Here is a 21,060-nt window from a genome sequence, read left to right as displayed (position 1 = left end):
GAAACAGGGGAATTTATGGTAATCGTTTGCCAGCAGAACTGGCTATTAAGCGCCCATTAACGCAACCACCGCATCGGCGGCTTTTTCACTGGCATTTTGCTTCAGTGTTTGATGAATATGAGTAAATTCATCAATCAGCGTTTGCTGTTCTTCAAACAGCAAGGGTTCAACTTCTTTAGCCAAATTATCAGGGGTCACTTGCTCTTGCAAGAGTTCTGGCAATAATGATTTCTTCGCCAATAGATTTGGTAACGAAAACCACTCTAATTTGACCATAATTCGACCAATAATAGCGGTTAGCCAATTAAACTTATAGGCAACGACCATTGGCCTTTTAATTAACGCACCTTCTAAGGTGACGGTGCCAGACGCGGTCAATAAACAATTGGCGCTGGCCATTACGGTGTCGGTTTGATTAACCACCACGGAAATATCTAATTCCGGCGCATGCTGTTGCCAAATTTCGTTAAATTGTTGTTCACGAATATCGTTGATAACGGGTGCAACAAACTTTAACTCAGGGTACTTAGCTTTTAATATACGTGCGGTATCAAGAAAGTCTGCGAGCAACATATTCAGCTCACTGCCACGAGAGCCGGGCATGATGGCTAAATAGGTCGCTTGTTGATCAAGACCAAGTTCTGCTCTGGCGTCACTGCGTGAGCTGTGCATTGGGATTTGGTCTGCTAAAGGATGGCCAACAAAGGTACATGCCACCTGATGCTTATCGTAGAACTCTTTTTCAAACGGCAATAACGACAAAACCATATCGGTGGCTTTATCGATTTTAAAAATACGTTTTTCGCGCCAAGCCCAGACACTGGGGCTGACATAATGAACGGTTTTGATACCCTGTTGTTTTAGCCTAAGCTCGAGGCCAAGGTTAAAGTCTGGGGCATCAATACCAATAAAAACATCGGGACGATTATTGACAAAATATTGCACCAGCTCTTTGCGAACCTGCAATAAACGGCGCAAACGGCCTAATACTTCAACGATACCCATAACCGCGAGCTCTTCCATGGCAAACAGGCTTTCAAAGCCCAATTTTTCCATTTTAGGACCACCAATACCAACAAACTTGGCGTCAGGAAAACGGTTAAGTAAGGATTGCATTAAACCAGCACCCAAGGTATCACCTGAATGCTCGCCTACGATAATGGCAAAAACTGGCGCCGGTTTATTCGACATGGACAGACTACTCCGAACAATCGTTAGCGAACGATACCGCGTTGTGAGTTTTCAATGAAATCGACAAAGGTCTTCACTTCAGGGGTTTCGCTGGCAACCTCAGCTAACGCAGCACTTGCTTCGGCGATGGTTTGCCCTTTGCGGTACACTTCTTTATAAGCTCGTTTGACTTTAAGGATCACGTCCTTATCAAAACCACGACGCTTTAAACCTTCAGAGTTTAAACCAAACGGTTTGGCTGGATGACCAGAAACCATGACATAAGGAGGAATATCTCGCAGTACAATACCGCCACCACCAACGAATGAATGGGATCCGACTTGGGTAAATTGATGCGCACCGGACATGCCGCCAAAAATGACCCAATCGCCAATTTTACAGTGTCCGGCTAAGTTACAATGATTAGCAAAAATACCGTTATTGCCAATGATAACGTCATGAGCGACGTGTGCACCGGCCATAAACAAGTTGTCATCACCAATGATGGTAATGGCATTATCCTGCACTGTACCACGGTGTACGGTACAACCTTCACGAAACACATTGCGATCGCCAATTTGCAAACGAGTAGGTTCGCCAGCGTATTTTTTATCCTGGCAATCTTCACCAATAGAGGCAAACTGGAAAAACACATTGCCTTCGCCAATATGGCTTTCGCCTTTAATCACCACATGGGAATGGATAACGCAGTTATCACCAATGGTGACGTCGTTACCGATGTAGCTGAATGGTCCAACACTGACGTTGTTACCTAGTTTCGCACCAGGCTCTATAATCGCTTGCGGATGAATCACTTAATTAAACACCTTTTCTTGCACACATAAGGTCGGCAGAACAAACCACTTTGCCATCAACTTTTGCTGTACCAGCAAACTTCCACATACCACGTCGTTCTTTAACAAATTCGACATGCAAGTGCATGGTATCACCCGGTGTTACCGGACTTTTAAAACGGGCGTTATCAATCGACGCAAACAGGAACATTTCGCCTTCTTCGCCTTCAACGGATTTAAAGCCTAGAATACCACTGGCCTGTGCCATAGCTTCAAGGATCATAACCCCAGGAAAAATTTTATATTCCGGGAAATGGCCCTGAAATACAGGTTCATTAACGGAAACGTTTTTGATGGCGTGGATCGATTGACCCGGTACGTAATCCAGTACTTTATCGACCAATAAAAACGGAAAACGATGTGGTATCAGGGTCTGAATTTCTTCTATGTCAATGACGTTGTTAGTATTTTCCAAAACCAATTCCTTGTAATAAGCATCAGCACTAGGCTGATGTTAAGATTCTTTATTGTTCAGTTCTTCGACCTGTTTTTCCAACTCTTGCAAACGTTTATACATTTCATTGAGATGCTTATAACGACTGGCGTTACGACGCCATTCTTTATTGGTCAAAGCCGGTATACCTGAGGAATACAAACCAGGCTCTTTAATGCCTTTGGTTACCATACTCATACCGGTAAATGAGGTGCCGTCGGCAATTTCAACGTGCCCTGTAATCGCCACCATGCCGGCAATAATACAATGTTTGCCTACTTTGGTGCTGCCGGCAACAACGGTACAACCAGCGATAGCGGTGCCATAACCTATTTTCACGTTATGGGCTATCTGCACCTGATTATCGATAATACAATTATCATCAATTTCAGTGTTTTCCAGCGCGCCCCTATCAATTGTAGTACATGCGCCGATTTCAACACTGTTGCCGATCAGTACGGTACCCAATTGCGGAATTTTTTCCCAGATGCCTTTATCGTTAGCGTAGCCAAAACCATCGCTACCTATGGCCGTATTGGCTTGAACCAAACAGTCACTGCCAAGCTCGACTCGATGATAAATACTGACGTTCGACCAAAGTTGACTATTACGGCCAATTTTAGCGTCTTTACCGATAAAACAATTGGCACCGATGATGACATTATCACCAAGGATAACACCACTTTCGATAACGGAATTTGCGCCGATACAGACACCTTCACCAAGGCGAACATCGTCAGAGATAACCGCTGTCGGCGCGATATCGCTTGCCGCTTTTGGTGTGGTATCGAGTAATTGCGCGACTTTGGCAAAGCCAAGATACGGATTATCGAGAACCAAGGCATTGGTGCTGCAATATTTCGCGTGTGCTTTTGAAACAATAACCGCACTGGCTTGGGTATCTTCTAGATACTGACGGTATTTGGCATTAGCTAAAAAGGCTATTTGCCCAGATTTGGCATCTGTTAATGTGCCAAGGGAATGAATCTGGGTAGATTCATCCCCTTGTACTGAACCACCAAGCTGTCTGGCTAGTTCACCTAAAGTTACCATATAAGACCTTATTGGGTTTTAGAGGCTTGTTCTACAACTTTAGCTGAGATATCCAAATCTGGCTTAGAAAATGCAACAGCTGATTGTTGAATGACTAGGTCATAACCTTCTTTTGAAGCAACCGCGTCAACGGCTTTTTTCACTAGCTGAAGAATTTTTTGTTGTTCTTCTTGCTCACGACGCTTCAAGTTCTGCTGTAATGGTTGCGCTTGAGCAGCATAGTTTTGGCGTAATTCAATGATTTCACCTTCTAATGCTTCGATTTCTTTTTTGCTCATGATGGCTTCGTCACGTTGACGTTTTTCCATCTTGTATTTGATGTCACCTTCAAGCTTCTTCAATGCGTCTACTTGATCCTTGAATTCAGCGGTAATTGTTTGCTGAATATCTGCCATTTGTGGCAATTGTGAAATCACTTGTTGCACGTTTACGGTACCGATTTTCTGATCTGCTGCCATTGCAACAGAAGACGCCATCATCATGGTTGAGGCAACGGCCGTAAGCGCCGCAGATTTAAGTAAATTTTTCACACATATCTCCTATTAAATTTAATCTTGTTTACTGGCGATCTCGGCCGCCTTAAAGCAATTTGTTTACCTGGTAAATTAAAATGTTTTACCAATGTTGAAACTGAAGAATTCGGTATCATCACCATCTTCACTACGCAAGCGTTTTGCAAAGTTAAAGATCATTGGACCCATTGGTGATAACCACTGAATTGACAAACCCGCTGACGTACGAATACGACCTGGATCTGAGAAATCTGCAATTTTCTGAAACTCTATCGGATTAAGCGCACTGTAATCAGATAAACTGAACTCAGTATCCCATACGTTACCCGCATCGACAAACACACTGGTTCGTACTGAATTTGAATAACTTTCATCAAGGAACGGCGTTGGCACAATTAGCTCGACACCGGCAATGGCCATAGCGTTACCACCCACACTTCGATCAGAGATAACAATAGCATCTTGATCTGGAGGGCTTACCTCACCACCTTCACCTGGTAAACCTGGTGATTGGCTTGGATAACGATAAATCGCTCGAGGACCTACGGTGTTGTTTTCAAAACCACGTAACGTGGTTGCACCACCAGCACGGAAGTTCTCCCAGAATGGCAGTAATTGATCGTTGCCATTGATTGAACCATAACCGTTACCGTAACCTGCTTCAAAGCGTGCTAACACAGTCCAGCTGTGATCGCGGCTAAGCGGGAAGTAATACTTGGCATCGTACTTAAGTTTAAAGTATTCCACATCAGACACATCCGGAATAGTAATCTTACCAGATAGTATTTGCGATGAACCCGCTGTAGGGAATGTACCACGGTTAAGGGTAATACGTGAAATAGACGCATTAAAATCGTAAGTTTCGAAGTTTAGCTTGGCATCCGGATCATTTGGATCCTTGAAAATGTCATAAAACTCTTTAATTTGCTCGTAAGTCTGCAAGTTAGAGATGTCTGAGTTTTTATAACCAATACCAAAATTCAAACGAACATATTCATTTACCGGGTAACCAATATTGGCACCAACACCATATGAGGTATTGTTGTAGGCTACAAGGTTTGCTTCACCGGCATCGAATTCACTGTAGAAGATATTACCACCAAGAGAAATACCATCAATGGTGAAATATGGATCGGTATATGAAATCGTCGCGCTTTGAGAATAACGCATGGTATTAACCTGGAAGCCTAAACGATTACCAGTACCTAAAAAGTTATTCTGTTGAATACCGGCATTCAAACTCAAACCTGAGTATGAGCCATAACCAATACCTGCGGTAAATGATCCTGACGGTTGCTCTTTAACGGTAAAGTCAACATCGACTAAATCTTCTTCACCAGGAACTGGTGTTGATTCAAACTCAACCGATTCAAAATAAGGTAGACGCTGGACACGCATCTTAGAGGCTTCTAACCAGTTGTTTGACAACCATGAGCCTTCCATTTGACGCATTTCACGGCGTAAGACTTGTTCAGCGGTAACATCGTTACCAGTGAAGTTAAGTCGATTAACGTAAATACGCTTACCTGGGTCAACGGAGACGATAAGTTTTACTGTCTTATCTTCGTCATTAATTTCAGTACCTGTTTGCACTTTCGGATAAGCATAACCGAAACGACCTAGGAATTTTGAAATCAATTCTTCGGTATAGGTAACTTCAGCGCCATTATACAGCTCATCAGCACGTAACGGAGAAATGGCTTTAATGGTTTTTTCATAACCCGCCATATCACCGATAAACTCGATTTCGCTGACCATGTACTTTTCACCCTCAGATATATTCATGGTGATATAAACACCTTCTTTATCTGGGGTCATTGATACTTGTGTGGAATCGATATTGAAGCGCAGGTAACCACGGTCAAGGTAATGACTTTCGATGGTCTCCATATCGCCTTGCAGCGTTTGCTTCTGGTAGCGATCTTGCGCCATAAAGTTCCACCAAGGCGAGTCATAAGTTAACTCAACCTTGTCTAACAATTCGGCGTCTGAGAATAATTCGTTACCAACGATATTGATTTGTTCAATTTCTGCCGCATCACCTTCATCAAACTCGAAAGTCAGGTTAATACGGTTGCGCGGTAAGTGGGCAATTTTCGTCGTTACTTTAGCGTTGTATTTACCAACACTGTGATAGAAGTCTTCAAGTCCGGTTTCAATGCCAGTTAAAACTGAACGGTCAAGAGTTTCACCAACGCGAATATCCGAACCATCTAGACTTTCTTGCAATTGCTCGTCTTTGATGTCGTCATTACCATCGAAAATAATTTCCGAGATGGTTTCACGCTCTTTCACTCTAAAGATCAGTTTTTTACCGTCACGCAAGACTTTAATGTCATGAAAGTGACCAGATGCATACAGAGACTTGATCGACTGGGCGATACGAAATTCGTTCAGTTCGTCACCGACACTGAGCGGAATATGAGTCAAAGCAGCCCCTAAGGCAACTCTCTGTAGCCCCTTTACTTCGATATCTTCTACGACAAACTCATTGGCACCAAATGCTTGGCTACCAACGCTGCCCAATAATACTGCTAAGGCGAGTTTTTTTATTATCATGGGTTTTAATCAACTTTTCATGTTATGCGGCTAAAGCCGTCTTGTCAGAGTCTGGATACGTCATTGACGATAGCGATGCTCATCAAGGTCAACAATACCAGCGCTCCAATTTTAAATCCTATTTCCTGCACTTTTTCGGAAACCGGCTTGCCGGTTACCAGTTCAATGGAATAGTAAAGCAAATGTCCGCCATCCAATATAGGTAACGGCAACAGGTTAATAATCCCTAGATTGACACTTATCAGAGCGAGAAAGCTAAGAAAGTATACTAAACCTACCCCGGCGCTGCTACCCGCCCCCTGGGCTATGGCTATTGGACCACTTAAGTTATTGACACTGACCTGACCGGTAAATAATTTACCAATCATATCAAAACTGAGAACGATTAGATTCCAAGTACTATCAACAGCCTTCCCTGCGGCTTCGATTGGCCCGTAGGCAATCTCAACTTTGTGGCTCTCTGGCCAAGGCGATAATGTTGGTGATAATCCAACATAACCTAGACTACGACCCTCGTTATCGGTCTGAGTTCCCACAAGAACATTAATTGTTTGCTCTTGTCCTGCGCGAACCACAGTAATTGCCACTGAACGATTTGGATTTTGCACAATAGTATCCACAAATCGCTGCCAATTACCATCTATTTTCTGACCATTGACTGCGATTATTTCATCTTCGAGCAAAATTCCAGCATTTGCGGCGGCTTGATTTTCAACAATACGCGCAACAATCGGTATTATTTCTGGCATAAATGGGCTAAAACCAAGGCTCTGCATAGCGGTGGTTTCGCTCGGTTCAAACTGCCAATCTCGGGTGTCAAGCGTATGTTTTTGCACGTAAGTTGTATCGCTGGCACGGGTCTCTATTTCTATCTTAGGATCGCCGATATGACCAACTAAGCCCATATTCACCGCTTGCCAATCTAATGTGCGTTTATCGGCTATGCTGATGATTTCACTTTCTGAGGTAATGCCAGCTTGGGCTGCGATTGAATTCGCTTCAACCTCACCAACGATAGGTTTAAGATTGGTCATGCCAATCAAAAACATTATATAGAACGCCACGATGGCAAATAAGAAGTTTGCAATGGGTCCGGCGGCGACAATAGCAATACGTTGATAGACTGATTTACCATCAAATGCGTAAGGCTTATCTGCCTCGCTAACATCATCAACACGACCGTCAAGCATTTTGACATAGCCACCTAGGGGAATTAAGGCGACAACATATTCGGTCCCTTGCTTGTCGAAACGACGCCACAAGGTTTTACCAAAACCAACGGAAAATCTCTCTACTCGAACACCACATTTTCGTGCAACCCAAAAATGGCCATATTCATGCACGGTCACTAATAGACCTAACGCAACAACAAATGAACCGAGGTTCCAGAGAAATTCAAACATCAAATACGTTCCTTTATGGTCTCAACCAATACCACTGCCGCATGTCTTGCCTGACTGTCCAATTGCAGCACACCATCAATACAATCGATATCGGTATCTATAAATTGCTGCGTTACGTCAGCGTTAATACGAGCGATATCAGTAAATTTTATTTGTTTTTGTAAAAAAGCCTCAACCGCTACTTCATTCGCAGCATTCAAGGCCGTACAAGCGCCCTGACCGGCTCGACAAGCGTCTATGGCCAGTTTCAAATTAGGGTAGCGCTCAAAATCGGCTTCACCGAACTCAAAGTTTTGACAACGGAAAAAGTCAAAAGGTTCGACGCCAGAGTCAATACGTTGTGGATAAGCCATGGCATGAGCAATTGGTGTGCGCATATCAGGGTTACCCATTTGCGCGATTACCGAGCCATCTTTGTATTGCACCATCGAATGAATTGTCGATTGCGGGTGCAATACAACTTGAATATCATCGGGGCTCAGATTAAATAGCCATTTTGCTTCAATAAACTCTAAGCCTTTGTTCATCATGGTCGCAGAATCGACAGATATTTTACGGCCCATATCCCAATTAGGGTGAGCACACGCCTGATCAGGGGTAATGGCTTCAAACTGGTCTAACGGTAATGTTCTAAATGGACCACCAGAGCCGGTCAATAAGACCTTACTGATGCCGTTATCATTGATATGTGCACTGCCTATGCCTTGTTGCATTGGCTTTGGTAGGCACTGAAATATGGCGTTATGCTCGCTATCAATCGGTAATAACGTGGCATTAGATGCATGCAGAGCATCGATAAAAATTTGCCCAGATGTGACCAAGGCTTCTTTGTTAGCAAGTAATACTTTTTTATCGGCTTTAACCGCCTCAAGAGTCGGCAATAAACCGCTCGCACCGACAATGGCGGCCATCACAATATCTACCTGTGGTTCTTGAACCAAGGCAATCAGTGCCTGTTGACCTTGCAGTACGTGGATTTGATGGTCACCGCTTTCCATTAGCTTAAGCTTTAATTGCTCAGCCGCTTGTGGATCGACCATGACCACGGTTTGTGGCTTAAACTCAAGACACAATTGATGCATCTGTGCGACGCGCTGATTAGCACTCAAACTGATCACACGGAACTTGTCAGGGTGACGACGCACAATATCAAGAGTATTTAGACCAATGGAGCCGGTAGCTCCAAGGACGGATAAGCCTTGCATTAACTGACTACCAACCAAATAAAATCAAGCAAAGTGCAAATACAGGCGCTGTTGCCGTTAGACTATCGATACGGTCGAGCACACCACCATGACCAGGTAATATGCTGCCACTGTCTTTCACACCAGCTTGGCGCTTAAGCATGCTTTCGGTAAGATCGCCAACCACTGACACCGTACTAATAAGTAAGGCCAGCGCCACGACTTTAGCGATTTGTATACCGCTCCAACCAAACACTAGACCAGCAATAACCGCGACCAGTGCTGCACTTAACACACCACCGATAAAGCCTTCAATGGTTTTTCCTGGGCTAACATTTGGCATAAGTTTATTTTTACCAAAGCGCTTGCCGGCAAAATAAGCACCGATGTCCGCACTCCACACCATGGCAAACAATAACAGTATCAAATAGGTACCGTGATATTCATCCAATGTGTAGTTGTTGGCGCGCAAAGTTAAAAACGCTAACCAGGTTGGCGCTAGGGTGAGCAAACCAAACAAACCACGCACACTGCGATGGCTGCTCCAAAAATCAGAATGTCTTGGGTATTTAAAAATCATGATGGCGCTAATCGCCCACCAACAACAAGAGATTGATAACACAAACACAACCCAAGGGTTAATGTTGCCAACCAAGCTCCACACGTCTTGCGGTGGTATAACGTACCATATCGCTAGGATACTGATAATCAAAGCACTGACAAAACCAATGCGACGTGGCTTGGTATCGAAGCCCATTAAAGGCCCCCACTCCCATGCACCAATTGCCAAGACGGCCATTAGAATGGCGGCAAGGTTTTGCAAAGATAAGAAGAAAATAGCCGCGATCGCCAGAGGCGCTAATACTGCAGCTGTAATAATACGTTGCTTTAACAAACGTTAATCCTTTTCAGTTTTCTCGGCCTTTACCTGATCACCGGTTTTACCAAAGCGTCGCTCCCGATCGGAATATGATAGCAGCGCTGTTTCAAACGCTTGTTCCTTAAAGTCGGGCCATAATGTTTCGGTAAAATAAAACTCCGCATAGGCCGCTTGCCAAAGCAAGAAGTTGCTTATGCGATAGTCTCCCCCAGTCCTGATCAACATATCGAGTTCAGGTAAATCCGCTAAATTAATGTACTGATTAAGCAAATGCTCATCAATGTCGTTTACGTCGATGTCTCCCGCCAGAGCATGTTGAGCAATTTTTTGCGTTGCCTTGGCTATGTCCCAACGCCCGCCATAATTGGCCGCGATGGACAACACCATAGCATCATTATTTTTCGTTAGCTGCTCAGCATCAACGATCTTTTTTTGTAATTTTTCTGAGAAACGACGTTTATCGCCTATCAATTGGAAACGAATATTGTTCTTATGTAATCGTTTGACTTCTCTGGTCAATACAAACATAAACAAATCCATTAATACACTTACTTCATCTTTTGGTCGCATCCAGTTTTCAGAACTGAAAGCGAACAAGGTAAGTGCTTTAACTCCCATTTTTCTTGCCGTTGTTACACAGGCACGTACCGATTCAACGCCAGCCTTATGGCCTGCGACACGAACCTTACCCTGCTGCTGTGCCCAACGACCATTACCATCCATGATAATAGCCACATGTTGTGGCAGTGACGCATGCTCAATGTTGTTATTGTTACTTATTGTCACATCTCATCCATTTAACAAAATGCCGCAAACTCATTATCTGTCATGCAGATGCTAAGTTTACGGCTTTTACTTGAACATGAAGGATTAGATTTCCATCAGTTCTTTTTCTTTTGCTGCTGCAAGTTCGTCTGCTTGCTTAACGAATTCATCGGTAATCTTTTGAATTTCGTCTTCTGCTTGACGCGCTTCATCATCACTGATGTCTTTATCTTTATTTAATGACTTGATGTCTGAGTTAGCATCACGGCGAATATTACGGATGGCAATTTTACCATTCTCGATTTCACCACCAACAACTTTAACCAAATCACGACGACGCTCTTCTGTTAACGGTGGTAATGGGATGCGAATCAAGGTGCCTTGAGATGATGGGTTTAAGCCCAAATCTGACGACATGATCGCTTTTTCAACAGCACTGATCATTGACTTATCAAATACCGTAATTGCAATAGTACGGGCATCTGGTGTAGAAATAGAGCCAACTTGATTCAATGGCGTATCAACACCATAGTACTCAAGGCTGATGTTATCTAGCAAAGATGCGTGAGCACGGCCAGTACGAATTTTGTTAAGGTTTACTTTTAACGCGTCAATGCTTTTGCCCATACGGCTACGAGCATCTTGTTTAATATCGTTAATCAAAACAGTTTCCTTTTCTCTTTAAACTTTGGTTTTGCTAATACTTACAAAGTATTATTTATTAAGATTTTCAGCGTGATCGATTAGAGTGCCTTCTTCGCTACCCAAGATAATGGATTTTAAAGCACCTTGCTTGTTCATGTTAAATACACGAACTGGAATGGAGTGGTCGCGAGCCAAGGTAAAGGCTGCTAAGTCCATTACTTTCAATTCTTGATCTAAAACTTCGTTATAGGTTAGCTGAGAGTATAGTTCAGCGTCTGGATTGGTTACAGGGTCTGCAGAGTAAATACCATCTACTTTGGTACCTTTAAATACCGCATCGGCTTCGATTTCGATACCGCGCAAACACGCTGCTGAGTCCGTAGTAAAAAATGGGTTACCTGTACCGGCTGAGAAAATCACCACTCGGCCTGATTTTAACAAACTGATGGCTTCTGCCCAGTTGTATCCATCACATACACCTTTTAAGTCAATCGCTGACATCAAACGTGCGTTAACAAAAGCACGGTGTAGCGCATCGCGCATGGCTAAGCCATTCATTACCGTTGCGAGCATACCCATTTGGTCACCAACGACTCGGTTCATACCTGCAGCCGCTAATCCAGCACCGCGGAATAAATTACCGCCACCGATGACAAGACCAACTTGCACGCCCATTTCGACTAATTCTTTGATTTCTTGTGCCATGCGGTCAAGGATCTTTGGATCAATTCCAAAGCCTTCATCACCCATTAAGGCTTCACCACTAAGTTTAAGTAAAATACGACGATACGTTGGTTTTGGTGTTAGGCTCATACTTGCTAATCCTATTTCTATGGTGTCCGGCGGTTTGCTATGGGTAAATGCCCCAAACCAGCATGATTAGTATAAAATTTATACGCAATTCAATTGCATAATTAAATCTGCGCTATTTTAATACCTATTATCACAATTATCCACTGCTTTATGGCATGCGGCTCTTAGGGAGCATGATAATACAGGCCACCAACACCGCTGGGATGGCTACCGCTGCGGTAAGAGGTACTTGAAAGGTATAAAGGTCTATGCGGATGGTGACGTGAATCAAGGTTGGTGCCATCACTATCAACAGGTACTTGACCCCTTTAACATCATAGAGATAACGCGCAAGGCCAAGAAAAAACACGGTAACAGCAATACTGATAGCGACAATCAATGAAATGGAATATTCATCATAACTCAAAGGCTGATCAAAACCGACGTACTCAGGGACGTACAAAAACGGTTGATATTCGACAAGAAAATAAAAAAAACCGGTGATGATGCCACCAAAACCAAGCGATATTATTTCTCGTAAATACTTGCCAGTAAACACATTCGTTCCATATGCATTGCTATTATATTCATTTATAAAGCCATCATAACAGCGCTGACAGGCATCATCAATGCGCAATCTGACAACAATTTCAGGCAATAAAAAACCCCGCTTTAGCGGGGTTTTAAAAAGTCAGAAGATGACGTTATCGGTTGTAATCAACCAATAAAATTACTCACCTTTAGCAGCAGCGATTTGCGCTTCTACTTCAGCTGCGAAATCTTCTTCTTTCTTCTCAATACCTTCACCAACTTCTAGGCGAACGAAATTCGAAACAGAAACACCTTTCTCTTTAAGAACGTCACCAACAGTGCGCTTAGGTTCCATGATGAATGCTTGACCAGTCAAAGAGATCTCGCCAGTGAATTTCTTCATACGGCCAGTAACCATCTTCTCAGCGATTTCAGCAGGCTTGCCTTCGTTCATCGCGATGTCGATTTGGATAGATTTCTCTTTTTCAACTACGTCAGCTGGAACGTCTTCAGGGTTAACGTACTCAGGCTTTGAAGCAGCAACGTGCATTGCAACGTGCTTCAAGCTTTCTGCGTCACCTTCACCAGACACAACAACACCGATAGTGCCACCGTGGATGTAAGACGCTAGAGCTGCACCTTCGATGTACTCAACACGACGAACGTTCATGTTTTCACCGATTTTAGCAACTAGAGCAACACGAGTTTCTTCAAAGTGTGCTTTAAGCGCATCGATTGATGGCTTGTTAGCGATCGCGTAATCAGCAACTTCGTTAGCAAAACCAAGGAAGTTAGAATCTTTAGCAACGAAGTCAGTTTGACAGTTAACTTCAACTAGTGCCGCAACACCTTCAGCTTGCTTGATGATGATTGCGCCTTCAGCTGCGATGTTACCCGCTTTTTTAGCCGCTTTAGCTTGACCAGACTTACGCATGTTTTCAATCGCAAGTTCCATGTCACCGTCAGCTTCTTGAAGAGCTTTTTTACAATCCATCATGCCCGCGCCAGTGCGGTCACGTAATTCTTTAACGTCTTTAGCAGTAATTGCCATGACTTATTCCTCTAAATATCTGTATTTTTTCATGCGAAAGGGAAAGAATTCCCTTTCCTTAAAGGGTATCAGCCACAGATGTCAAAGAGATGACACCTGTGACATGCAGCAATTATTCAGCTTCTACGAAACCGTCTTTTTCTGCTGCAACGGCGATGTTTGTATCGCGACCTTCGATTACTGCGTTAGCTGCAGACTCAAGGTATAGGCTAACTGCACGGATAGCATCATCGTTACCAGGAACGATATAGTCAACGCCATCAGGGTTTGAGTTAGTATCAACAACTGCAACTACAGGAATACCTAAGTTGTTTGCTTCTTTAATAGCAATGTGCTCGTGGTCAGCATCGATAACGAAGATAGCGTCAGGTAGGCCACCCATGTTTTTGATACCACCAAGGCTTTTCTCAAGCTTTTCCATTTCACGAGTACGCATCAATGCTTCTTTCTTAGTAAGAGCATCGAAAGTACCGTCTTGGCTTTGAGTTTCAAGTTCTTTTAGGCGACGGATTGATTGACGAACTGTTTTCCAGTTAGTCAACATACCACCTAACCAGCGGTGATCAACGTAGAATTGGTCACACTTGCTAGCTGCTTCACGAACTGAATCACTTGCTGCACGTTTAGTACCAACGAATAAAACTTTACCTTTCTTAGCTGAAACGTCAGCTAGGAATTGAAGAGCTTCGTTGAACATTGGAACAGTAGTTTCAAGGTTGATGATATGAACTTTGTCACGAGCACCGAAGATGAATGGCTTCATCTTAGGGTTCCAGTAACGAGTTTTGTGACCGAAGTGAACACCTGCTTTAAGCATGTCGCGCATAGATACGTTTGGCATTTTAAAATCCTCTTGGGGTTATGCGTTCATACATTCCATATCTCCGACCTATGGTTACCTTAAGGCAGGTAACAGGCACCCCGGAATATGTTCGCTGAATGTATGTGAGATTAATAAAAAATTTAATTTATCTGTGATTAACATAAACATTAACCACAGGGTTTCCTGACCACAGATAAATGCTGTTTATCAGGAGCGGTGCTTTATACCATTATTGCCAGTAAAAGAAAAGCAGAAAGTACATAAAACGACCTAAATCTGGTGTCTTAGGGCATTTTTTTTAACGGTCACAGCCTAGACCGTTAAATTTCATGGCGTGCAGGTGCTTTTTCAATAAAGCTGGGTTATTATTTAGTCTTTTAAAATATTGATTTCGCAGGCTTTGATTCCCCTAGACGATTATCCTAGCCAAACGCCTGTCGCTAACCACTGAGGAAACTGATGAGTATTGCTATTAAAACGCAAGATGAAATCGAAAAAATGCGTGTAGCCGGTAAACTGGCTGCTCAGGTTCTGCAAATGATTGAGCCTCATGTAAAAGCCGGTGTAACGACCGCTAAGCTAGACCAAATTTGTGCCGACTTCACCGCCGAAAACAATGCCTTATCTGCACCATTAAATTATGGTGCGGATCAAAATGGCGAAGGTGGTTTCCCAAAATCCATTTGTACATCAGTCAATCATGTAGTTTGTCACGGCATTCCATCTGCGCATACCCTGCAAGATGGTGATATCGTCAACATCGATATTACCGTTAAAATTAGCCTAGATGATGACACGACAGCCGAGCAAGATCGCACTTACTTTCACGGTGACACCTCGAAAATGTTTCTGATTGGCGATGTATCGCCAGAGAATCGACGTTTATGTCGTATTACTCAAGAAAGCCTATATGCGGCCATTAAAAAGGTAAAACCAGGCAATACTTTTGCCGATATCGGTGCAACCATTCAAAAATACATTAAAAAAGCTGGCCGTTACGGCATTGTAAAAGACTTTTGCGGTCACGGTATTGGCAGTGTGTTCCATGAAGAACCACAAATACTGCACTACAAAAATGCCGATAACCGTAAAATGCAGCCTGGTATGATTTTTACCATTGAACCAATGATTAACTTAGGTAAAGGCGGCACGGTATTAGACAAAGACGACGGTTGGACAGCCTACACAGTGGACGGTAAAAACTCAGCACAATGGGAACATACGATATTAGTGACCAATACAGGTTGTGAAATACTGACCTTACGTGATGACGAAAAAGGTATTCAACGCATCATGCATAACTAGTAGACAATAAAGCCTTGACTTAGATATTGAGTCAGGGCTTTTTTATTGCCTAAACAGACTGACCTACGAAGTGCTAATAAACTAAAACCATATACTTGATATAGGCTGCGACGTTTCATGTTACATAACCCAATAATACCTGCACACCTCACCAGCAAACTTGCTCCGGCGGCATTGGCTTTATCCACCAGCGAACTGGTCGAACTCGGCCAAGAGTTTTACCAATGGTTGATTGACAATTTTCACAAATATGAAATCACCGCCCTAGTTCACGCTCGAGCCGACTTTGTTGATCAGGTTTTGCAAAAGGTATGGTGTCAACACCATTTGGACGAACATCAAATCAGCCTACTGGCGGTTGGCGGTTATGGTCGAGGCGAGTTACATCCGCATTCGGATGTCGACATTTTGATTCTGACCCAGTCCAAAATCAGTAAAGAATTGGAACACTATATTGCAGCCTTTATTACCGAGTTATGGGATATTCGACTCGATATTGGTCATAGCGTGCGCAGTGTGAAGGAGTGTGTAACTCGCGCTAAAGCCGATGTTACGATTGCCACAAACTTACTTGAATCGCGTTTGATCTGTGGCAATACCATGCTTGAAGAACAATTACGCCCGCACCTAAATAAAAAAGAGTTTTGGCCTTCGGATAAGTTTTTTATTGCCAAACGCGACGAACAAAAACAGCGTCACCAACAATACCGAGGTGCCGCTTATACCCTAGAGCCTAATTTGAAAGCCAACCCAGGTGGCCTGCGTGATATTCAAACCATAAGCTGGGTAGCCAAGCGTCACTTCCTTGCCAATACCATTCAGCAATTGGTCGAACATGATTACTTATCAGACAATGAACTGGCCGAATTGATAGAGTGTCAGGATTATTTGTGGCGTATGCGCTTTTGTTTGCATATCGTCGCTGGGCGCAGTGAAAATCGCCTGTTGTTTGATTATCAGGGCGACGTGGCCAACATGATGGGGTTTGGTGATGACGGTAAACCGGCGGTTGAGCGTATGATGAAACGCTTTTTCCGTATCATTAACTCCATTAACGAATTAAATGAAATGTTATTACAACATTTTGAGCAAGGCATTCTCGGTAAAGACCAACACGTTACCCCGGTTGATATCGACAAACATTTTGAGCAAGTTGGCACACTTATTCGAGTTAAAAACAGACGTGGCTTTATTCGCCATTCGATGTTTTTAAAATTGTTTATCGCGATAGCTGACAACCCTAAAATTAAAGGTATTCACTCGCAGACCATTCGTAATATGCGAAATACCCGCCGCCGATTAATTGGTGGTCTTAATGATTACGCGACCTGCCGTACATTATTTATGGAACTAATGCGTCATCCAAACGGCTTAGGGCGTGCTTTTAACTTAATGCATCGTCACGAAATCTTAGCCAATTACTTACCGGAATGGCAGAGCATTGTTGGTCAAATGCAATTTGACTTGTTTCACGCTTATTCCGTTGATGAACACAGTTACCGACTGATCAAAAACCTGTATCGTTTTTCTTTGCCTGAGCATAATCACGAATTTCCATTGTGCTCGACCATAGCGCAAAAAATTCGCAAGCCTGAGCTGTTATATATCGCCGGTATTTTTCATGATATCGCCAAAGGTCGAGGCGGTGATCACAGTAAATTAGGCGCAGTTGATGCTTTGGCTTTTGGTAAAGTTCATAAGATGTCAGAGCATGATTCTCGTCTCGTCGCTTGGTTAGTACAGCATCACTTATTAATGTCGGTTACGGCGCAACGAAAAGATATTTCAGATCCTGAAGTTATTGCCAAATTCGCTAGCGTAGTGCGAGATGAAAATAGACTGGACTATCTATACTGCTTAACCGTCGCGGACATGCGTGCCACTAACGAAAGCTTATGGAACAGTTGGAAGTCTAATTTATTGCAGGAGCTGTACTTTGCGACAAAAGCGGCATTTAGACGCGGTTTGGAAAAACCCGTTGAATTACGCACTAAAATTCGTGAAAACCGCCAAAAAGGCTTGGAGAAACTTGCCGAGCAAGGTATTGATGTTGAATCAGTAAAAACGTTATGGAAGCAGCTCAAGCCAGATTACTTCTTGCGCTACACGCCAACGCAGCAAGCTTGGCATGCGCGGCATATTCTCAGTCATGATAAGCAAAAACCCTTGGTGATAATCAGCGAAAAACCTTATCGAGGTGGTACCGAAGTATTCGTCTACACCAAAGACGAAAGCAATATATTTGCCACCATCGTATCGGTGTTGTCGGCGAAGAAGCTGTCTATTCATGACGCAAAAATCATGACATCAAAAGACGGTTACACCTTAAACACCTTTGTTGTGCTAGATGGTAAAGGGCATCCTTTGAAAGACCTTTTTTACTTGGACAATATCAAGACAACATTGAATCAGTACTTGACCGAAGGTGAAGCCATAGACGTTTCAAATAAGCCGATCCCGAGTAAGCTCAAGCAGTTTAAAGTGCGCACTAAGATCAGTTTCATTAAGCACAATAATCCCAATGTCTGCTCAATCGAAGTGGTGGCAATGGATAGACCTGGTTTACTCGCTGATATTGGTCAGGTTTTTCAGGAGTGTGATGTTATTGTTCACACCGCAAAAATCAGTACCTACGGTGAGCGCGTTGAAGATATTTTTATCGTTTCAAATAAAAATGAACAGGCACTATCAATTGACGAGCAAAATCAGTTAGAATCACGACTTTGTGAAATGGCGTAGCACCCGTCAACACGCGCAACAGCGCATATAAGAATAATAAATAACAGATCAAAATTTAGTTAATTATCTTTAGGAAATAGTATGAGCTCTCTACAGCAAATTATTGAACAGGCGTTCGAAAACCGTGCCGATATTACCCCTTCATCGGTGGCGCCTGATGTTAAACAGGCGATCCTTGACGCTCTGGAAATGCTGAATAATGGTACTGCTCGCGTCGCTGAAAAAGTTGACGGTGAGTGGGTTGTAAATCAATGGCTTAAAAAAGCGGTATTGTTGTCTTTCCGTATCTGGGACAACGAAGTTATTGAAGACGGCGACAAGAACGGCAAGTTCTTCGATAAAGTACCAATGAAATACAAAGATTATGATCATGCCCGTTTTGCTGACGAGGGTGTTCGCGTGGTACCAGGTGCCTCGGTTCGTGCCGGTTCATTTATCGGTAAAAATGTGGTTGTCATGCCATCATTCGTTAATATTGGTGCGTTTGTAGATGAAGGTACCATGGTTGATACATGGGCGACTGTCGGTAGCTGTGCACAAATTGGTAAAAATGTTCACCTTTCTGGTGGTGTTGGTATTGGTGGTGTACTTGAACCTCTGCAAGCAGGTCCTACGATTATCGAAGACAATTGTTTCATTGGTGCGCGCTCAGAAATCGTTGAAGGCGTTATTGTGGAAGAAGGCGCGGTGATTTCTATGGGTGTTTACATTGGTCAGTCGACTAAAATCGTTGACCGCGAAACCGGCGAAGTTCACTTCGGTCGTGTACCAGCAGGCTCTGTTGTTGTTCCAGGTAATATCCCATCTAAGTGCGGTACGTATAGCCTTTACGCTGCTATCATCGTTAAGAAAGTTGACGCCAAAACCCTTGGCAAAACAGGTCTAAACGAATTGCTACGTACTATCGACTAAGTCCTAGCGGCTAAGTCCTCGCGACTAAGTACTGAAAATAAGTACTGAAAATAAGTACTGAAAATAAGTACTAACAACTACGCATTGTATACAAACTAAAAAGGGCTGAATATTCAGCCCTTTTTTTATAAATGTTGGTCGAGCCTCAAAAGCCCTCTAAGACTATCTTACCTTTGGCTTTTTGCGACTCCAGCAAGGCATGGGCGTTACGCAGATTTTCGGCATTAATGGTACCAAAGTTTTCCCCCATGGTGGTTTGCAATTGCCCTGCTTCAACCATACTCGCCACTTCATTTAATATCATGCTCTGACTGACCATATCGTCGGTTTGGTACATAGAGCGGGTATACATAAACTCCCAATGCAATGACACACTTTTACTTTTTAGGGCTACCACATCCAAACTTGACGGGTCGTCAATTAAACCAAATTTACCCTGTGGTTTAATAACCTTAACGATCTCAGGCCAATGATCTTCGGTATTGGTTAGGCTCACCACATAATCAACCTCATCTATACCGGCACTGGCCAGCTCTTGTGATAATGGATTGCGATGATTAATGACCTGATGTGTGCCCAACTGCTGCAGCCAGGTTTTGGTTTCACTGCGTGACGCGGTACCAATCACCGTTAAGTTGGTCAAACTTGTCGCTAACTGCACCATAATAGAACCAACACCACCAGCCGCACCAATGATGAGTAATGTTTTACCTTTGCCCCCCTTTTCACTTCCACCTTGGCTGGTCTCTACCTGGAGTCGGTCAAACAACATTTCCCACGCCGTTAATGATGTTAACGGTAATGCCGCTGCCTGAGCATTGCTTAATGATTTAGGAGCATGACCAATAATTCGCTCATCGACCAATTGCCGTTGCGCATTACTGCCACTGCGCGTTAAATCACCAGCGTAATACACTCTATCGCCGGCTTTACAGCGAGTCACGTTGTCACCGACTGATTTGACGATACCGACCGCATCCCAACCAAGTACTTTCCATTGACCATTTTCGGGACTGACATGTTGACGTATTTTTGTATCAACTGGGTTTACCGACACCGCGTGCACTTCAACCAGTACATCATGACCATGAGCTTGGGGCTCTTCGAGTTCGATGTCTTGTAGTGCGTTTTCATCACTAATAGGCAGTGAATTTTGATAACCGATAGCCTTCATAAAGTGTCCTTAGCAAGAGAGTAGAGAATGAAATATGTATTTAACCATTAGTGTCATAAAAGATAGGCGAAAATGAGCATTTAGTGTCAATAACATGGGCATTAATAGTGTTAATGATAGTCAATAGTAACCGCTAATCAGCTTGTCCCGCCCCACCAGTCAACACAATAAAGGGTAATGCTTTGGAACTATTATGCACACAACACATATTAAGTATGCATTTTATCCGTTAGAAAAAAAACAAATCTTCAACCATAATTGTCACATATCAACTT

Annotated in this window: 19 protein-coding genes; 3 read left to right on the top strand and 16 right to left on the bottom strand. The window is 43.2% G+C overall.

Annotated features, from left to right (window positions below):
• Positions 1 to 45: 45 nt before the first annotated feature.
• The 15 genes from lpxB to rpsB all read right to left on the bottom strand — a co-directional run bounded on the left by lpxB (position 46) and on the right by rpsB (position 14,673).
• Complete coding sequence (gene lpxB / locus E2K93_RS14690; protein ID WP_135439820.1) at positions 46 to 1,191, bottom strand: lipid-A-disaccharide synthase; 1,146 nt, start codon at positions 1,189 to 1,191, stop codon at positions 46 to 48.
• 23 nt (positions 1,192 to 1,214) lie between these two features.
• Positions 1,215 to 1,985, bottom strand: a complete 771-nt coding sequence (gene lpxA, locus E2K93_RS14685) for an acyl-ACP--UDP-N-acetylglucosamine O-acyltransferase (RefSeq protein WP_135439819.1) — start codon at positions 1,983 to 1,985, stop codon at positions 1,215 to 1,217.
• Positions 1,986 to 1,989: 4 nt separating this feature from the next.
• Entirely contained in the window at positions 1,990 to 2,439 is a 450-nt protein-coding gene (gene fabZ, locus E2K93_RS14680) for a 3-hydroxyacyl-ACP dehydratase FabZ (RefSeq protein WP_135439818.1), read from the bottom strand.
• A 39-nt stretch (positions 2,440 to 2,478) separates the two neighbouring features.
• The gene (lpxD, locus tag E2K93_RS14675; RefSeq protein WP_135439817.1) at positions 2,479 to 3,510 is read right to left on the bottom strand and encodes a UDP-3-O-(3-hydroxymyristoyl)glucosamine N-acyltransferase; all 1,032 of its coding nucleotides are present in this window, start codon (positions 3,508 to 3,510) and stop codon (positions 2,479 to 2,481) included.
• An 8-nt stretch (positions 3,511 to 3,518) separates the two neighbouring features.
• Positions 3,519 to 4,040, bottom strand: coding sequence for an OmpH family outer membrane protein (locus tag E2K93_RS14670; protein ID WP_228445333.1), 522 nt, complete (start codon positions 4,038 to 4,040; stop codon positions 3,519 to 3,521).
• 75 nt (positions 4,041 to 4,115) lie between these two features.
• Complete coding sequence (gene bamA, locus E2K93_RS14665) at positions 4,116 to 6,581, bottom strand: outer membrane protein assembly factor BamA (protein ID WP_135439816.1); 2,466 nt, start codon at positions 6,579 to 6,581, stop codon at positions 4,116 to 4,118.
• Between the two features lie 44 nt (positions 6,582 to 6,625).
• Complete coding sequence (rseP, locus tag E2K93_RS14660) at positions 6,626 to 7,984, bottom strand: sigma E protease regulator RseP (protein ID WP_135439815.1); 1,359 nt, start codon at positions 7,982 to 7,984, stop codon at positions 6,626 to 6,628.
• Positions 7,984 to 9,189, bottom strand: a complete 1,206-nt coding sequence (gene ispC, locus E2K93_RS14655; RefSeq protein WP_135439814.1) for a 1-deoxy-D-xylulose-5-phosphate reductoisomerase — start codon at positions 9,187 to 9,189, stop codon at positions 7,984 to 7,986. Before ispC ends, rseP begins: the two co-directional genes overlap by 1 nt.
• A 7-nt stretch (positions 9,190 to 9,196) precedes the next feature.
• Positions 9,197 to 10,063: a CDP-archaeol synthase gene (locus tag E2K93_RS14650; RefSeq protein ID WP_135439813.1), complete on the bottom strand. Its 867-nt coding sequence runs from the start codon at positions 10,061 to 10,063 to the stop codon at positions 9,197 to 9,199.
• 3 nt (positions 10,064 to 10,066) lie between these two features.
• Positions 10,067 to 10,771 (bottom strand): polyprenyl diphosphate synthase, encoded by a 705-nt coding sequence (uppS, locus tag E2K93_RS14645; RefSeq protein WP_416316113.1) that lies wholly within the window; start codon positions 10,769 to 10,771, stop codon positions 10,067 to 10,069.
• Positions 10,772 to 10,918: 147 nt separating this feature from the next.
• Positions 10,919 to 11,440 carry a ribosome recycling factor gene (gene frr / locus E2K93_RS14640; RefSeq protein WP_416316112.1) on the bottom strand — a complete coding sequence of 174 codons (522 nt, stop codon included), beginning with the start codon at positions 11,438 to 11,440 and terminating at the stop codon, positions 10,919 to 10,921.
• Positions 11,441 to 11,527: 87 nt separating this feature from the next.
• Complete coding sequence (gene pyrH, locus E2K93_RS14635; protein WP_135439810.1) at positions 11,528 to 12,271, bottom strand: UMP kinase; 744 nt, start codon at positions 12,269 to 12,271, stop codon at positions 11,528 to 11,530.
• 148 nt (positions 12,272 to 12,419) lie between these two features.
• A complete protein-coding gene (locus tag E2K93_RS14630; protein ID WP_135439809.1) occupies positions 12,420 to 12,908 on the bottom strand; it encodes a hypothetical protein in 489 nt (162 codons plus the stop codon).
• Positions 12,909 to 12,980: 72 nt separating this feature from the next.
• A complete protein-coding gene (tsf, locus tag E2K93_RS14625) occupies positions 12,981 to 13,832 on the bottom strand; it encodes a translation elongation factor Ts (protein ID WP_135439808.1) in 852 nt (283 codons plus the stop codon).
• 112 nt (positions 13,833 to 13,944) lie between these two features.
• Positions 13,945 to 14,673 (bottom strand): 30S ribosomal protein S2, encoded by a 729-nt coding sequence (gene rpsB / locus E2K93_RS14620; protein WP_135439807.1) that lies wholly within the window; start codon positions 14,671 to 14,673, stop codon positions 13,945 to 13,947.
• A gap of 441 nt (positions 14,674 to 15,114) precedes the next feature.
• Here rpsB and map point away from each other — a divergent pair, with 441 nt between their 5' ends.
• The 3 genes from map (at position 15,115) to dapD (ending at position 19,611) form a co-directional block, all read left to right on the top strand.
• On the top strand, positions 15,115 to 15,960 hold the full coding sequence (gene map / locus E2K93_RS14615; protein WP_135439806.1) for a type I methionyl aminopeptidase: 846 nt from the start codon (positions 15,115 to 15,117) through the stop codon (positions 15,958 to 15,960).
• A 117-nt stretch (positions 15,961 to 16,077) separates the two neighbouring features.
• Positions 16,078 to 18,699 carry a [protein-PII] uridylyltransferase gene (glnD, locus tag E2K93_RS14610; protein WP_135439805.1) on the top strand — a complete coding sequence of 874 codons (2,622 nt, stop codon included), beginning with the start codon at positions 16,078 to 16,080 and terminating at the stop codon, positions 18,697 to 18,699.
• A gap of 81 nt (positions 18,700 to 18,780) precedes the next feature.
• The gene (gene dapD, locus E2K93_RS14605) at positions 18,781 to 19,611 is read left to right on the top strand and encodes a 2,3,4,5-tetrahydropyridine-2,6-dicarboxylate N-succinyltransferase (RefSeq protein WP_135439804.1); all 831 of its coding nucleotides are present in this window, start codon (positions 18,781 to 18,783) and stop codon (positions 19,609 to 19,611) included.
• A gap of 145 nt (positions 19,612 to 19,756) precedes the next feature.
• On the opposite strand, the gene E2K93_RS14600 is transcribed toward dapD, so the two are convergent.
• Positions 19,757 to 20,785, bottom strand: a complete 1,029-nt coding sequence (locus E2K93_RS14600) for a zinc-binding alcohol dehydrogenase family protein (RefSeq protein WP_135439803.1) — start codon at positions 20,783 to 20,785, stop codon at positions 19,757 to 19,759.
• Positions 20,786 to 21,060: the final 275 nt, after the last annotated feature.

Source organism: Thalassotalea sp. HSM 43 (assembly GCF_004752005.1).
Classification (GTDB): Bacteria; Pseudomonadota; Gammaproteobacteria; order Enterobacterales; family Alteromonadaceae; genus Thalassotalea_A.
The sequence above is the reverse complement of the archived record's forward strand: the minus strand, read 5'-3'. Positions and strand labels throughout refer to the sequence as shown.

What these genes read in the sequence shown, in the direction of transcription:
- lpxB (WP_135439820.1), bottom strand. Translation starts at nt 1,191, where the DNA reads ATGTCGAATAAACCGGCGCCAGTTTTTGCCATTATCGTAGGCGAGCAT.
- lpxD (WP_135439817.1), bottom strand. Translation starts at nt 3,510, where the DNA reads ATGGTAACTTTAGGTGAACTAGCCAGACAGCTTGGTGGTTCAGTACAA.
- bamA (WP_135439816.1), bottom strand. Translation starts at nt 6,581, where the DNA reads ATGATAATAAAAAAACTCGCCTTAGCAGTATTATTGGGCAGCGTTGGT.
- rseP (WP_135439815.1), bottom strand. Translation starts at nt 7,984, where the DNA reads ATGTTTGAATTTCTCTGGAACCTCGGTTCATTTGTTGTTGCGTTAGGT.
- ispC (WP_135439814.1), bottom strand. Translation starts at nt 9,189, where the DNA reads ATGCAAGGCTTATCCGTCCTTGGAGCTACCGGCTCCATTGGTCTAAAT.
- uppS (WP_416316113.1), bottom strand. Translation starts at nt 10,771, where the DNA reads ATGGATGGTAATGGTCGTTGGGCACAGCAGCAGGGTAAGGTTCGTGTC.
- frr (WP_416316112.1), bottom strand. Translation starts at nt 11,440, where the DNA reads ATGGGCAAAAGCATTGACGCGTTAAAAGTAAACCTTAACAAAATTCGT.
- pyrH (WP_135439810.1), bottom strand. Translation starts at nt 12,271, where the DNA reads ATGAGCCTAACACCAAAACCAACGTATCGTCGTATTTTACTTAAACTT.
- tsf (WP_135439808.1), bottom strand. Translation starts at nt 13,832, where the DNA reads ATGGCAATTACTGCTAAAGACGTTAAAGAATTACGTGACCGCACTGGC.
- rpsB (WP_135439807.1), bottom strand. Translation starts at nt 14,673, where the DNA reads ATGCCAAACGTATCTATGCGCGACATGCTTAAAGCAGGTGTTCACTTC.
- map (WP_135439806.1), top strand. Translation starts at nt 15,115, where the DNA reads ATGAGTATTGCTATTAAAACGCAAGATGAAATCGAAAAAATGCGTGTA.
- glnD (WP_135439805.1), top strand. Translation starts at nt 16,078, where the DNA reads ATGTTACATAACCCAATAATACCTGCACACCTCACCAGCAAACTTGCT.
- dapD (WP_135439804.1), top strand. Translation starts at nt 18,781, where the DNA reads ATGAGCTCTCTACAGCAAATTATTGAACAGGCGTTCGAAAACCGTGCC.
- E2K93_RS14600 (WP_135439803.1), bottom strand. Translation starts at nt 20,785, where the DNA reads ATGAAGGCTATCGGTTATCAAAATTCACTGCCTATTAGTGATGAAAAC.